Origin of the sequence: Amycolatopsis umgeniensis (assembly GCF_014205155.1) — a bacterium.
GTDB lineage: Bacteria > Actinomycetota > Actinomycetes > Mycobacteriales > Pseudonocardiaceae > Amycolatopsis > Amycolatopsis umgeniensis.
Genome location: NZ_JACHMX010000001.1, coordinates 7733210 through 7746968, shown reverse-complemented (window position 1 = coordinate 7746968; position 13759 = coordinate 7733210). Strand labels below are relative to the sequence as shown.

13 protein-coding genes are annotated in these 13759 nt (G+C 68.8%); 3 read left to right on the top strand and 10 right to left on the bottom strand.

Translation table 11 applies throughout. The features are described from left to right. Nucleotides 1–5 precede the first annotated feature (5 nt). Nucleotides 6–575, bottom strand: coding sequence for a TetR/AcrR family transcriptional regulator (locus HDA45_RS36175; RefSeq protein WP_184903075.1), 570 nt, complete (start codon nt 573–575; stop codon nt 6–8). Nucleotides 576–664: 89 nt separating this feature from the next. Here HDA45_RS36175 and HDA45_RS36170 point away from each other — a divergent pair, with 89 nt between their 5' ends. Together HDA45_RS36170 and HDA45_RS36165 are read left to right on the top strand one after the other, a co-directional pair. Next, entirely contained in the window at nt 665–1882 is a 1218-nt protein-coding gene (locus HDA45_RS36170; RefSeq protein ID WP_184903073.1) for an MFS transporter, read from the top strand. Nucleotides 1883–1895: 13 nt separating this feature from the next. Continuing rightward, nucleotides 1896–3863: an AarF/UbiB family protein gene (locus HDA45_RS36165; protein ID WP_184903071.1), complete on the top strand. Its 1968-nt coding sequence runs from the start codon at nt 1896–1898 to the stop codon at nt 3861–3863. On the opposite strand, the gene lepB is transcribed toward HDA45_RS36165, so the two are convergent. The 9 genes from lepB to HDA45_RS36120 all read right to left on the bottom strand — a co-directional run bounded on the left by lepB (nt 3787) and on the right by HDA45_RS36120 (nt 11670). After that, nucleotides 3787–4575, bottom strand: coding sequence for a signal peptidase I (gene lepB, locus HDA45_RS36160; RefSeq protein WP_184903069.1), 789 nt, complete (start codon nt 4573–4575; stop codon nt 3787–3789). The two genes, HDA45_RS36165 and lepB, sit on opposite strands and share 77 nt — an antisense overlap. Nucleotides 4576–4617: 42 nt before the next feature. Continuing rightward, nucleotides 4618–4944 (bottom strand): YnfA family protein, encoded by a 327-nt coding sequence (locus HDA45_RS36155; RefSeq protein WP_020637161.1) that lies wholly within the window; start codon nt 4942–4944, stop codon nt 4618–4620. 320 nt (nt 4945–5264) lie between these two features. Then, the gene (locus HDA45_RS36150) at nt 5265–5672 is read right to left on the bottom strand and encodes a metal-sulfur cluster assembly factor (protein WP_184903067.1); all 408 of its coding nucleotides are present in this window, start codon (nt 5670–5672) and stop codon (nt 5265–5267) included. Beyond that, nucleotides 5669–6118, bottom strand: a complete 450-nt coding sequence (gene sufU, locus HDA45_RS36145; protein WP_184903065.1) for a Fe-S cluster assembly sulfur transfer protein SufU — start codon at nt 6116–6118, stop codon at nt 5669–5671. The genes HDA45_RS36150 and sufU overlap by 4 nt, the downstream gene beginning before the upstream one ends. Next, nucleotides 6118–7404, bottom strand: coding sequence for a cysteine desulfurase (locus HDA45_RS36140; protein WP_184903063.1), 1287 nt, complete (start codon nt 7402–7404; stop codon nt 6118–6120). The genes sufU and HDA45_RS36140 overlap by 1 nt, the downstream gene beginning before the upstream one ends. A 38-nt stretch (nt 7405–7442) precedes the next feature. Continuing rightward, nucleotides 7443–8213, bottom strand: a complete 771-nt coding sequence (sufC, locus tag HDA45_RS36135) for a Fe-S cluster assembly ATPase SufC (protein WP_007029703.1) — start codon at nt 8211–8213, stop codon at nt 7443–7445. A 36-nt stretch (nt 8214–8249) separates the two neighbouring features. Then, complete coding sequence (gene sufD, locus HDA45_RS36130) at nt 8250–9422, bottom strand: Fe-S cluster assembly protein SufD (protein ID WP_184903062.1); 1173 nt, start codon at nt 9420–9422, stop codon at nt 8250–8252. Between the two features lie 2 nt (nt 9423–9424). After that, nucleotides 9425–10831 carry a Fe-S cluster assembly protein SufB gene (gene sufB / locus HDA45_RS36125; protein ID WP_425491800.1) on the bottom strand — a complete coding sequence of 469 codons (1407 nt, stop codon included), beginning with the start codon at nt 10829–10831 and terminating at the stop codon, nt 9425–9427. Nucleotides 10832–10869: 38 nt separating this feature from the next. Continuing rightward, nucleotides 10870–11670: a helix-turn-helix transcriptional regulator gene (locus HDA45_RS36120; protein WP_378317169.1), complete on the bottom strand. Its 801-nt coding sequence runs from the start codon at nt 11668–11670 to the stop codon at nt 10870–10872. Between the two features lie 495 nt (nt 11671–12165). Here HDA45_RS36120 and mptB point away from each other — a divergent pair, with 495 nt between their 5' ends. Next, complete coding sequence (gene mptB, locus HDA45_RS36115) at nt 12166–13752, top strand: polyprenol phosphomannose-dependent alpha 1,6 mannosyltransferase MptB (protein ID WP_184906390.1); 1587 nt, start codon at nt 12166–12168, stop codon at nt 13750–13752. Nucleotides 13753–13759: the final 7 nt, after the last annotated feature.

Below are 13759 nucleotides of genomic sequence, written 5' to 3'. Positions count from 1 at the left end.
TCTTTCTAGCGTGTGCCCGACTCGCGCGGATCCCTCAGCAGTATCTGCGCGATCTCCCTCGCCAGGGTGACCCGGTGCGCGTCCCCGTCGATACCGGTGTGCGCGACAGCGCCTTCCAGCAAGAGGAAGAGCTGCTCCGCGAGCCGGTTCGGATCGGCGGCACCCGGGGCGTCCTCGCGGAGGAGTTCGGCGAACTTCGCCCGCACCGCCGCCTTGTGCCGCCGGATCACGTCGAGGCCGGGATGCCCGGCGGGCAGTTCGGCGGCCGCGTTGAGGAACGCGCACCCCCTGTCGCTCCCGAGCTTCGGGTGATCGACGTAGGCGTCGAAGACCGTCAGCGCCCGAGGCGTGCCGGCCTCCGCCAGCCGCTGTTCGAGGTACGCCCACCAAATGTCGTGACGGCTTCGCAAGTACGCGACCGTAAGGTCCGTCTTCGATCCGAAGCACGCGTACAGCGTCTTCTTCGTGACGCCGGCGGCCTCGGCGATCGCCGCGACGCCCACGGCGTTCAGACCGTCTCGGTAGAACAACGTGCTCGCCGCGCTCAAGACGCGCTCGCCTGCCGGTGTCAGCATGCCTCGACTATACCGATCGGTTGACCTGAGCGCGAAATGCGGGAACACTCCCGAAGTATACCGACCGGTATACCCCTGGAGGAGAGCTGATGGTTTCTTCGTACAAACGCGAGCTGACGCTCACCGCGGCCGGGTTGTCGCTGATCGCGGTCTCCTACGGACTCGCGAGGTACGCGTACGGCCTCTTCGCGCCGACACTCCGGACGGAGTTCGGCCTCGACGGCGGCACTCTCGGCGCCATCGCGGCGGGCAGCTACGTCGCGTACTGCCTCGCCGTCGTCGCCTCGACCGCCATCACGGCGCGCTGGGGCGCGCGAGCGGGGGCGCTCGCCGCCGGGACGGCCGCCACCGCGGGGACCGCCCTGATCGCCGCCGCACCGAACGCCGCCGTCCTCGCGCTCGGCGTCGTCCTCGCCGGGGCCAGCACCGGTCTGGCCTCCCCTTCACTCGCCGACGCGGTCTCACGCGTCGTCCGCGCGAATCGCCGCGACCGCGCCCAGTCCGTGGTGAACGCCGGGACCGGGCTCGGCGTGCTGATCTCCGGCCCGGTCTCCCTGCTCGCGATCGGTGACTGGCGGCTGGCTTGGTGGGCCTTCGCCGCGGCCTCGGCGCTGGTGACCCTGTGGATCGCCCGCATCGTGCCGCCGGTCAAGGGAGAACGGAAGAGCGGCCTGCCGGTGCCGCTGTTCCCGCCCGCCACCGGACGGCTCCTGCCCGCCGCCGCGACACTCGGCCTGGCCAGCGCGGCGATCTGGACGTTCGGCCGGGACATCGCCGTGAGCATCGGCGGACTGGACGAGACCGCCTCGACGGTGGTGTGGATCGTCCTCGGCGCTGTCGGCCTGGCAGGCGCGTTCACCGCCGAACTGACCTCGCGGGCGGGGCTGCGCCGGGCCTGGTCGGCGGGGATGATCCTGTTCGGCGTCGCCACGGCGCTCTTCGCCCTCGCCACCCGGTCGCTCCCGGCGCTCATCATCGCGGCGGCACTGTTCGGAGCCGTCTACATCGGACTGACCGGCGTGCTGATCCTCTGGGGCACCAGGGCCTACCCGTCGTCGCCCGCGTTCGGTGTCGGCGTCGCCTTCCTCATGCTGGCACTCGGCCAGGCTGTCGGAGCACCGCTCATCGGTTTCCTCGGCGATCTCATCGACCTTCGTGCCGGTTTCCTCGCGGCGGCCGCGACGGCCGTCCTCGGCGTCCTGTTCGCACCGAGGGAGGCGACCACTACCTACAACTTCGGGGTCCGTTCCCTCTCAAGGGTGAGTTCCGTCCCGCCCGAGCGGGAATCCCGCGCGGGCTGCGCGTGATGTCCTCATCGGCATGAACCTGCTGCTCGGCCTGCTCACCCTGCCCGTCTACGCGCTCATGCTGTGGCCGCTCGTGGTCGCCGCCCGCCGCGTGCTGGGAGTGCGGATCGGCGTGGTGCGCGCGTTCTGCGCCGCGGGTTTCGGCTGGCTCGTCGCGGGCGGCATCCTCAGCGCGTTCCCCACCCCGATGTACGCGAGCGGCGGCGCCTTCGCCGGGCTGATCATCCCGGTGGCGGGCGGCGCTTTCCTCGCGACACTGATGTTCCTGTTCGTCGCGGAGTTCGTCCTCCCGTCGGGCTCCGGCCTCGGGCTGATCGGCAGGATCCGTTCCCTGCGCCGCCGCGCCGCCAGGACACGGCGGTACTCGCAGATCACCCGGATCGCGATCAAACACGGCCTCGGCCGCTACCTCACCGGCCGCCGCGAATCCGGCCTCGCCCAGGTCCGGCACGCCAAACTGGCGCGTTCGCTGCGGCGCGCGCTGGAGGAGGGCGGCGTGACGTTCGTGAAGCTCGGCCAGTTGCTCTCGACCCGGTCGGATCTGCTCCCGCCGGTGTTCATCGACGAACTGAGCAAACTCCAGGACCAGGTCGCGTTCGCCGACGCCGACGAGGTCGCGACCGTGCTGCGGGAGGAACTGGGCGGCGACCCGGACGAGATCTTCGCCGAGTTCGACCCGGCACCGATCGCGGCCGCGTCGATCGCGCAGGTCTACCGCGCGAAGCTGCGCGACGGGCAGGAAGTCGTCGTCAAGGTGCAACGGCCCGGCGTGCAGTCGCTGGTCGACCGGGATCTCGACATCGTCCGCCGGGTCGCGGCCGCGCTGGACCAGCGTGCCGGCTGGGCACGCTCGCTCGGCGTCGTCGACCTCGCCGACGGCTTCGCCGACGCACTGGTCGAGGAACTCGATTTCCGGACCGAAGCCAGGAACATCGAAGCGGTCGCCGCCGCCTACCCCGGCACCGAGGTCGCCCTCCCGACCGTCCACAAAGAACTGTCCACCGAGCGTGTCCTGGTGATGCGGCGCCTCGACGGCAAGCCGCTCGCCGCTGCCAAGGAGCAGGTCCCGGCCGCCGAACGGGCCAAGCTCGCGCGATCGATGCTGCGCTGCGTCCTCGGCCAGGTGATGGGCAGCGGCGTCTTCCACGCCGACCCGCATCCCGGCAACGTCCTGCTGCTCACCGACGGCAGGCTGGGCCTGCTCGACTTCGGCTCCGTCGGACGGCTCGACTCGGGACTGCGCGGCGGATTGCAGAACCTCATCCTCGCCCTCGACCGCGGCGACCCGGCCGCGTTGCGCGACGGCCTGCTCGAGATCGTCGACCGGCCGGACGAGATCGAGGAGCAACGGCTGGAACGAGCACTGGGCGCCTTGGTGGCCAAGCATTTCAACCACGGGCAGGCGCCGGATCTGGACATGTTCACCGACCTGTTCCGCGTGATCGCCGACTTCCGGCTCAGCGTGCCCCCGCCGATCGCCGCGGTGTTCCGCGCACTGGCCACTTTGGAGGGAACACTGGCCGCGCTGGCGCCGGGATTCAACATCGTCGTCGAATCCCGCGCCTACGCCGCCGAACAAGTGGGTGCCGGACTGCGGCCGGAGTCGTTGCGCTCCACCGCCACCAACGAACTGATGGCGCTCCTGCCGGTGCTGCGCCGCCTGCCCCGTCGCGTCGACCGGATCGGCAACGCGCTGGAGCGGGGCAGGCTTTCGGTCAACGTCCGGCTGTTCTCCGACGAACGCGACCGCGACGTCGTCACCGGGCTGGTGCACGAACTCCTGCTCGCGTTCGTCGGCGCGGCCACCGGGCTGATGGCCGTGCTGCTGCTGGGCGGCGCGACCGGCCCGGAGGTGCTGCCCGGCATCACGCTGCACCAGATGTTCGGCTACAACCTGCTCGTGGTCAGCGCGCTGGTGGGACTGCGGCTGCTCTTCGTCGTTTTCCGGCGGACCGGGCAACGCTCACGATCGCCCCGATGACGCCGATCACGACGAGGCCGACACCGGCGAGCATGAGGTACCGCGCGGTGAGGAATCCGGTGTCGGACACCGGGTCCCCGGGCAGACCGGCGTCGGCGAAGGCCGTGGTCTGCTGGAACGGCTCCGCGTAGACGGTCCTTCCGATGCCGACGACGACTCCTTGTACCTTGTCCAGCGGAACGGCGCCGCCACCCGGCGACCCCGCGTAGATCTGCGAGTCGCGGGAATTGTTCCGCCGGTCGCCCGCGAGGAACACGGTGCCCGGCGGGACTTTGGCCTCGAAGGGTCTCCCGCTGGTGCCCTCGTAGTCGACGTAGGGCTCCTTTACGGCCTTCCCGTTGACGGTGATCAGGTCGTCCTTCGTGCAGCAGACGATCTGATCACCACCGACGGCGATCACCCGCTGGATGGCCTGCCCCTCGTTGGGACTCGCGTCCGGATACGCGCTGAGATCCATGAGGACCACCGAGCCACGCGGGATCTCGCCCATATCGGACCATCGGTAGGTCACGATGGTGCCGGGTTCCAACGTCGGACTCATCGCCCGGCTGGCGACGGACCTCATCCCGTAGTCCGACAGGCTCCAGAAGCCGTATCCGCCGGCTCCCACGCCGACGACCGCCAGCAGGATCATCACCCACAGGAGCGGGGAAAGTCTTCGCTTCGGCCCGGCCGTTTCGGGGGGCGGAGCGGGAAAGTCAGTTTCGGTCACAGCGCACAGTAGCGCCGGTGGCCGACAGTTTCCGGCGAACGCTCAACCCCGGGGTGCGTACATGATGACGCCGACCCCGGCCAGGCAGATCAAGGCGCCGATCACGTCGTAGCGGTCCGGCCGGTAGCCGTCGGCGACCATCCCCCACGCCAGCGAACCCGCGACGAACACTCCCCCGTACGCGGCGAGGATCCGGCCGAAGTTCGCGTCGGGCTGCAGCGTCGCGACGAAGCCGTAGAGGCCGAGCGCGACGACACCCGCGCCGATCCAGAGGTAGCCGCGGTGTTCCCTGACGCCTTGCCAAATCAGCCAGGCACCGCCGATCTCCAGCAGGGCGGCGAGTGCGAAGAGCGCGATGGACCGGATCATCCCGTAACTCAAACAGACACCGGCCGGGCGAACTCCGGGGCGGGGTATAGGGCGTTATACACAAGGGAGTCGTTCGCGGTCAGGGCAAGGGCGTCACTCGCGTGATCAGGGACCGCACTCGCGTGATTGGGCCCGGAACTCACGTGACTGGAGGCCGAACTTGAGTGTTCCGGCCCCAATCACGCGAGTCACGCCTCTGATCACGCTAGTTCCGGGCTTGATCACGCGAATGCGGCGGATCGCGGTCCCCGAACGCTGGGAAGGCCCGTTACTTGCACAACTGCAAGTAACGGGCCTTCCAGAGCGCACGTAAGCGGAAGTCAGACGGTGAAGCCCAGCGCCCGCAGCTGTTCGCGGCCGTCCTCGGTGATCTTCTCCGGGCCCCACGGCGGCATCCAGACCCAGTTGATCCGGAAGTCCTTGACCAGTCCCGTTCCCCCGCCGACGAGCGCGGCACCGGTCTGGTCCTCGATGACGTCGGTCAGCGGACAGGCCGCGGACGTCAGCGTCATGTCGATGGTGGCGGTGTTGTCCGGCTCGACGTGGATGCCGTAGACGAGCCCGAGGTCGACGACGTTGATGCCCAGTTCGGGGTCGACGACGTCGCGCATCGCCTCCTCGAGGTCCTCGACCTTCGCCAAGTCGGCGGTGTCCGGGGCGGCGGCGGTCTCGGCGTCGAGGTCGGCGGCCGTGCGCCCCTCGCGGGTTTCGGTCTGCTGTTCGGTCATGCCGTCTCAACTCCGTTGGTCGTGCGGGCGACGGCGTCCTTGAACGCCATCCATCCGAGCAGGGCGCATTTCACGCGAGCCGGGTACTTGGCCACACCGGCGAAGGCAATGCCGTCTTCCAGCACTTCCTCGTCCGGCTCGATCTGGCCCCTGCTCTGCATCAGCTCGACGAAGGCGTCCATGGTGGTGAACGCCTCCTCCACGGTGTGCCCGACGACGAGATCCGTCAAGACCGACGTGGACGCCTGGCTGATCGAGCAGCCTTGCCCCTCGTAGGAGACGTCGGCGACCTTTCCGTCGTCGACCTTCACCCGCAGCGTCACCTCGTCGCCGCAGGTCGGGTTGACCTGGAACGACTCGGCGTCGAACGGCTCGCGCAGACCGCGGCCGTGCGGGTTCTTGTAGTGGTCCAGGATGATCTCCTGGTACATGCTTTCGAGGTTCATCAGGCCACCCCGAAGAACTTCTGCGCCTCGCGCACACCGTTCACCAGCGCGTCCACTTCGGACAGCGTGTTGTAGATGTAGAACGACGCGCGCACGGTCGCCGGGACCGAGCAGGCCCGGTGCAGCGGCCACGCGCAGTGGTGCCCGACGCGGACGGCGATGCCGAGGCTGTCCAGCACCTGGCCCGAGTCGTGCGGGTGGACGCCGTCGATGACGAACGACACCAGTCCGCCGCGGTCGGCCATGTCCGTGGGGCCGATGATCCGCACGCCGGGGATCTCGCCGAGTCCGGCCAGCGCCGCCTCGGTGAGGATGTGCTCGTGCGCGGCGACCCGGTCCATGCCGATACCCGACAGGTAGTCGGCGGCCGCACCGAGGGCGACGGCCTGCGACGTCATCGGGGTGCCCGCCTCGAACCGCTGAGGCGGCGCGGCGAACGTGGTCTGCTCCATGCGGACCATCTCGATCATCGAACCGCCGGTCAGGAACGGCGGCATCGCTTCGAGCAGCTCACGGCGGCCGTAAAGGACACCGATGCCGTACGGGCCGACCATCTTGTGCCCGGCGAAGGCGGCGAAGTCGACGTCCAGGTCGTGCAGATCCACCGGGAAGTGCGGCACCGACTGGCAGGCGTCCAGCACGACCAGCGCGCCGACCTTGCGGGCCTTCTCCACCAGGAACTTGACCGGGTTGATCGTGCCGAGCACGTTGGACTGGTGCGTGAACGCGAGCACCTTCGTCCGCTCGGTGATCAGCTCGTCCACATTGGACAGGTCAAGCCTGCCGTCCGCGGTGACGGAGAACCACTTCAGCGTCGCGCCGGTGCGCTGGCAAAGCTGCTGCCACGGCACCAGGTTCGCGTGGTGCTCCATCTCGGTGATGACGATCTCGTCGCCGGGACCGATCTTGAACCGCTCGGCCTCGGGACCGGCCGTGGCGGCGTTGCTCATCGCGTAGGCGACGAGGTTGATGCCCTCGGTGGCGTTCTTGGTGAACACCAGCTCGTGCGGGGAGGCGCCGACGAACTCCGCGATCCGCACGCGGGCGGATTCGTAGGCGTCGGTCGCCTCCTCGGCGAGCTGGTGCGCGCCGCGGTGCACCGCGGCGTTCGAGGTCTCCAGGAACCGGCGCTCGGCTTCGAGCACCTGCGCCGGTTTCTGGGACGTCGCACCGGAATCCAGATACACCAAGGGTTTCCCGTCCCGCACCGTGCGGGTCAGGATGGGGAAGTCGGCCCGGATGGCCGCCACATCTAAGGGCACAGAGTTAGCCGTGGTGGTGGTCATCGGGCCAACTCCTCTCGGTGTAGTCGCGAAAACAGTGATCAGACGGCGGCGGTCTCGGCGGAGCCGGTGTACTTGACGTACCCGTTCTCCTCCAGCTCGTCCGCGAGTTCACGGCCGCCGGACTCGACGATCTTGCCGCCGGCGAAAACGTGCACGAAGTCGGGCGTGATGTGCCGCAGGATCCGCGTGTAGTGCGTGATCAGCATGACGCCGGCGTCGTTGTTGGCCTTGAACTCGTTGACGCCCTCGGAGACGACGCGCAGCGCGTCGACGTCGAGGCCCGAGTCGGTCTCGTCGAGGATGGCGATCTTCGGCTTGAGCAGCGCCAGCTGCAGGATCTCGTGGCGCTTCTTCTCGCCGCCGGAGAAGCCCTCGTTCACCGAACGCTCGGCGAACTCGGACGAGATCTCCAGCTTGCCCATCTCCTCCTTGACCTCCTTGACCCAGTGGCGCAGCTTGGGGGCCTCGCCACGGACCGCGGTGGCCGCGGTGCGGAGGAAGTTGGACATGGACACGCCCGGCACCTCGACCGGGTACTGCATGGCGAGGAAGAGGCCCGCGCGGGCGCGCTCGTCGACGCTCATCTCCAGCACGTCCTCACCGTCGAGCAGGACCTGCCCGGAGGTGACTTCGTACTTGGGGTGACCGGCGATGGCGTAGGACAGCGTGGACTTGCCCGAACCGTTGGGGCCCATGATCGCGTGGGTCTCGCCCGACTTGATGGTCAGGTTGACGCCCTTGAGGATCTCCTTGGGGCCCTCCTCGGTCGTGACCGAGGCGTGCAGATCCTTGATTTCCAGCGTAGGCATTTCTTTCCTAAAAGTCTGATGTGGACGGACGAGGGCTTAGACGCCCACGGCTTCGAGCTCGGCTTCGATCGCGGCCTCGAGACGCTCGCGCACCTCGGGGACGCCGATCTTGACCAGGATCTCGTGGAAGAACCCGCGCACGACCAGGCGCCGCGCGGCGTCCTCGCCGATTCCCCGCGACTGGAGGTAGAACAACTGCTCGTCGTCGAACCTTCCCGTCGCGCTCGCGTGCCCGGCGCCTTCGATCTCGCCGGTCTCGATCTCCAGGTTCGGGATCGAGTCCGCCCGCGCACCCGGCGTGAGCACCAGGTTGCGGTTGAGCTCGTAGGTGTCGGTCGCCTCGGCGGCCGCCCGGATCAGCACGTCGCCGACCCACACGGTGTGCGCGTTCTCGCCTTGCAGCGCGCCCTTGTACATCACCCGCGACTTGCAGTTCGGCACCGCGTGGTCGACGAAGAGACGGTGCTCCTGGTGCTGTCCCGCGTCCGCGAAGTACAGGCCGAGCATCTCGACGTCGCCGCCCTTGTCGGCGAAGGTCGCCGTCGGCGAGACGCGGACCAGGTCACCGCCCAGGGTGATGACGATGTGCTTGAGCGTCGCGTCGCGGCCGAGCTTGAGGTGCTGCTCGGAGACGTGCACCGCGTCGTCGGCCCAGTCCTGGACGCTGACCACGGTGACGTTCGCCGAATCGCCGATGACGAACTCGACGTTGTCGGCGTAGGTGCCGGAGCCGACGTGGTCGAGGACGATGACGGCCTCGGAGAACTGCTCGGCGCGGACCTGCAGGTGCCCGTAGGCGACCTCGCCTTCGCCGGGGCCGGTGATCTTCACCGTCGACGGCTTCGACGCCTTGGTCTCCTTGGGCACCGTGATGACGGTGGCCTCGGTGAACGAGGAGTAGGCCTGCGCGGCGATCCGGTCGCTCGGGACACCCGCGACGCCGAGGCGCTCGTCGTCCCGGCCGACCGTCTCGATCTTGAGTTCAGGGGCGGCGTCGGCGTCCACGGTGGCCGAACCCGAAGCGGGTGCGGACCCGTCGTGCAGGCCGCGCAGCCGCTTCATCGGGGTGAAGCGCCAGTTCTCCTCACGGCCGCCGGGGACCTCGAAGGCCTCGACGTCGTGGGAGATGAAGCGCTCCGCGCGGGACGTGGCCGGGATGACCACGCCCTCGCGCATCGCTTCGGAAACGTTGTTCTCGGTAACCGACATGACTAGCCGACGGACCCTTCCATCTGAAGCTCGATCAGGCGGTTCAGCTCGAGCGCGTACTCCATCGGCAGCTCACGCGCGATGGGCTCGACGAACCCGCGCACGATCATCGCCATGGCCTCGGCCTCGTCGAGACCGCGCGACATGAGGTAGAACATCTGGTCTTCGCTGACCTTCGAGACCGTGGCCTCGTGGCCCATGGAGACCTCGTCGTTGCGGATGTCGACGTACGGGTACGTGTCCGACCGCGAGATCGTGTCGACCAGCAGCGCGTCACAGACCACGCTGGAGCGCGAGTGGTGCGCCCGCTTCGCGATCTTGATCAGACCGCGGTACGAGGTGCGGCCACCGCCGCGCGCCACCGACTTCGACACGATGGTCGAGGAGGTGTGCGGCGCCAGGTGCTCCATCTTCGCGCCCGCGTCCTGGTGCTGGCCTTCGCCCGCGAACGCGACCGAGAGGACCTCGCCCTTGGCGTGCTCGCCCATGAGGAAGACCGACGGGTACTTCATCGTGACCTTGGAACCGATGTTGCCGTCGATCCACTCCATGGTCGCGCCCTCTTCGCACTTGGCGCGCTTGGTGACCAGGTTGTAGACGTTGTTCGACCAGTTCTGGATGGTCGTGTACCGGCAGCGGGCGCCCTTCTTCACGATGATCTCCACGACCGCCGAGTGCAGCGAGTCGGACTGGTAGATCGGCGCGGTGCAACCCTCGACGTAGTGCACGTAGGCGTCTTCGTCGACGATGATCAGGGTCCGCTCGAACTGACCCATGTTCTCGGTGTTGATCCGGAAGTAGGCCTGCAGCGGGATGTCCACCTTGACGCCCTTGGGGACGTAGATGAACGAGCCGCCGGACCACACCGCGGTGTTCAGCGCGGAGAACTTGTTGTCCCCGGCCGGGATCACGGAGCCGAAGTACTCCTTGAAGAGCTCCGGGTGCTCCTTGAGCGCGGTGTCGGTGTCCAGGAACAGGACGCCCTGCGCCTCCAGATCCTCACGGATCGAGTGGTAGACGACCTCGGACTCGTACTGCGCGGCGACACCGGCGACGAGGCGCTGCTTCTCCGCCTCGGGGATGCCGAGCCGGTCGTACGTGTTCTTGATGTCCTCGGGCAGGTCCTCCCAGGAGGTCGCCTGCTTCTCGCTGGACCGCACGAAGTACTTGATGTTGTCGAAGTCGATCCCGGAGAGGTCCGCACCCCAGTTGGGCATGGGCTTCAGATCGAAGAGCTTGAGCGCCTTCAGTCGCGCTTCGCGCATCCACTCCGGCTCGGACTTCTTCGAGGAGATGTCGGTGACGACGTCCTCGTTCAGTCCTCGACGGGCGCTGGCGCCCGCCTCGTCGGAGTCCGCCCAGCCGAACGCGTACTTGCCAAGGGACTCGATGGTCTCTTCCTGGCTCATGGGCGCGGTGGTGGGAGTGCGCTGCTCGGCAGCGGCAGTCATGCGGGTTTCCCTCCATTCGGGATCCGTGCTGTGCGCCCAGGAGAGGGCGCCGTGCTTCCCGGCCGGGGTGTGGCCGGGTGACCCGCCGAAACGACGGGTACGTGGGTGGTGCACGCGTTGTCACCGCGTGCGATGGTCGCCAGCCGCTGCACGTGGGTACCCAGCAGATGCGCGAATGCCTCGGTCTCGGCTTCACACAATTGAGGGAACTCGGCGGCGACGTGGGCGACCGGGCAATGGTGCTGGCAAAGCTGTTCGCCGACACCGACCTGACGGGTCGACGCAGCGTAACCCTCCCTGGTCAGTGCCGCAGCGAGGGCCTCGGCGCGCGCCGCGGGGTCCGTGTGCTGCGTGATCGCGTCCTGATGCGGGCCGACCAGCGAAGCGACTCGAGCCTCCGCGAAGGCCTTCACCGCGTCTTCGCCGGCGTGCTCGGCGAGGAAGCGGATGGCCGAGGACGCGAGGTCGTCGTAGGCGTGCCCGAACCGGGCGCGACCGGCCTCGGTGAGGAGGAAGTTCTTGGCGGGACGGCCTCGTCCGCGCGGGCCGCGGCGGGGCACGTCCCGGGTTTCGGCCTCGCCGTCGGCGAGCAGGGCGTCGAGATGACGGCGGACGGCGGCGGCGCTGATCCCCAGCTGCTCGGCCACCACGACGGCGGTCATCGGACCCTGTTCCAGCAGCAAACGGGCCACTTCGTGCCTGGTCCGGCCCTCGGGGCCGACCTGTGCGGGGACAGGCTGGACCTCGGCGCGGGGCATGTCGCCACCGGCCTCGTCTCGCGTCCCCGTCTTTTTCACAACACAAGTGTGACGTATTTCCGGGGAGACGGCAAAGAGGGGTGCCTCACGGAGTGGCGTGGGTCACGTCGGCCGGGCTTCGCGCCGGGTGTCGCGTGCTCGGGGACCGAACACGCGTGATCAGAAGCCGAACACACGTGATCGGAGACCGGACGCGCCCCGGGCCGGTCTCCGCACCGTCTTCCGGCTGAAGACACGTGTGACCCGCCCGGAAACACGCGTGTTCCGGCTCGGAACACGAGCACACGGCAAAGTCACCACAGAGGCCCGGCGCTTCCGCAGCGAACCCGATCGAACCAGCCGCACCATGACGATGAGACGAAAGCGTCCTTCACCGCGTCGCATGCGGCGAAGGGCCCCTTCAGCCCTCGGTAACCACGTACCCGTCCGGTCTGTTCCCGCGATCGCTACCCTTCGTGCGTGGCAGTGGGCGATCACCCGGCACGGCGGGACACGGACGGGGCAGCACCCGAGGACGCTCAAGCGGCGGGTCCGGTGGCGACGCTCTCCCCCGGGCACCCGCGCGAACCGGAGCCGCTCGACGACAAGGAACTGCGCGGGCTGAACGTGGTCCGCCGGTTCGGCGCGGTCGGTTCGCTGTTCCTCGCCCTCGGCTCGCTCGGCGCGGGCGCCGCACCGGTGATCAACCCGGTGCAGGAGATCCCGGTCCTGCGGCTGTTCACCCGCATCCCCACCGTTTCGCTCGCGATGGGCCTGGCGGGGATGGCGATCATCGTGCTGAGCTGGCTGCTGCTCGGCCGGTTCGCCCAGCCCGCGCGCCGCCGCCTCGCCACCCAGGGCCAGCTCGCCCGCACGATCGCGCTCTGGTGCGCGCCACTGCTGTTCATCCCGCCGCTGTTCTCCCGCGACGTCTACAGCTATCTCGCGCAGAGCGAGATCGTGGCCCGCGGGATGGACCCGTACTCCCTCGGGCCCGCCGAAGCGCTCGGCGTGTCCGATCCGCTGACCTCGGGCGTCTCCAACATGTGGCGCGAGACCCCGGCGCCCTACGGTCCCCTGCTGCTCCGCCTCGGCGGCTGGCTCGCGCCGCTGAGCAGCGGCAACATCGTCACCGGCGTGCTGTTGCAGCGCGCGCTCGCGCTGATCGGCGTCATCCTGATCATCTGGGCGCTGCCCCGGCTGGCCCGGCGGTTCGGCGTGCAGCCCGCCACCGCGCTGTGGCTCGGCGCGGCGAACCCGCTGCTGATCTTCCATTTCGTCGCGGGCGCCCACAACGACGCGCTGGCGATCGGGCTGATGGTGGCCGGGCTGGAGGTCGGCCTCAGCCGGATGCCGGTGCGGTTCAAGAACGACGAACCTCCCCCATTGGCCAAGGGGGAACTGCTGTACATCGGGCTCGGAGTGGTGCTCATCACCCTCGGCGTCGCGGTGAAACTGAACGCGATCCTGGCGCTGCCGTTCTTCACGGTGATGGTGGCCAGACGCTGGCACGGCCGGATCAAGGACCTGGTCACCGCGGCGGTGCCGATGGCGCTGCTGTTCGGCGTGGTGCTGGTGGCGGTCTGTTACGGCACCGGCCTCGGCTTCGGCTGGGTCGGCGCGCTCGGCACCCCGGGACTGGTCCGCTCGTGGATCTCGCCGACGTCGGAACTCGCGGCGCTCGGCGGTGTCCTCGGCATCGCGCTCGGCCTCGGCAACCACACCAACGCGATGGTGCCGATCCTCGGCACGCTCGGCTATCTCGTCGCGGGCGCCGTCACGGTCAAGTTCCTGTGGGACAGCTTCAACTGGCGCTACCGGCCGATCATCGGCCTCGGCGTCTCGCTGGGCGCGGTGATGGTGCTGCACGTGGCTTTGCAGCCCTGGTACCTGTTGTGGGCGATCATCCCGCTCGCCGCGGCGGCGGGCACCTCGCGGTTCCGTATCGCCGCGACGATCGTCACCGCCGTCCTGCCGTTCCTGCTCCCCACGACGGGCAGCACCTTCGACGGCCGCGGCTACGTCCTGCCGTTCGCGTGGGCCGCCGCGGGCGTCCTCACACTGTTGGGGCTGTTCATCGTCCACCGCATCTCGCCGCTGCTGCTGTCCAGACCGTCCCCGGAGCATTCGGTCCCCGCGTGACGCCGTA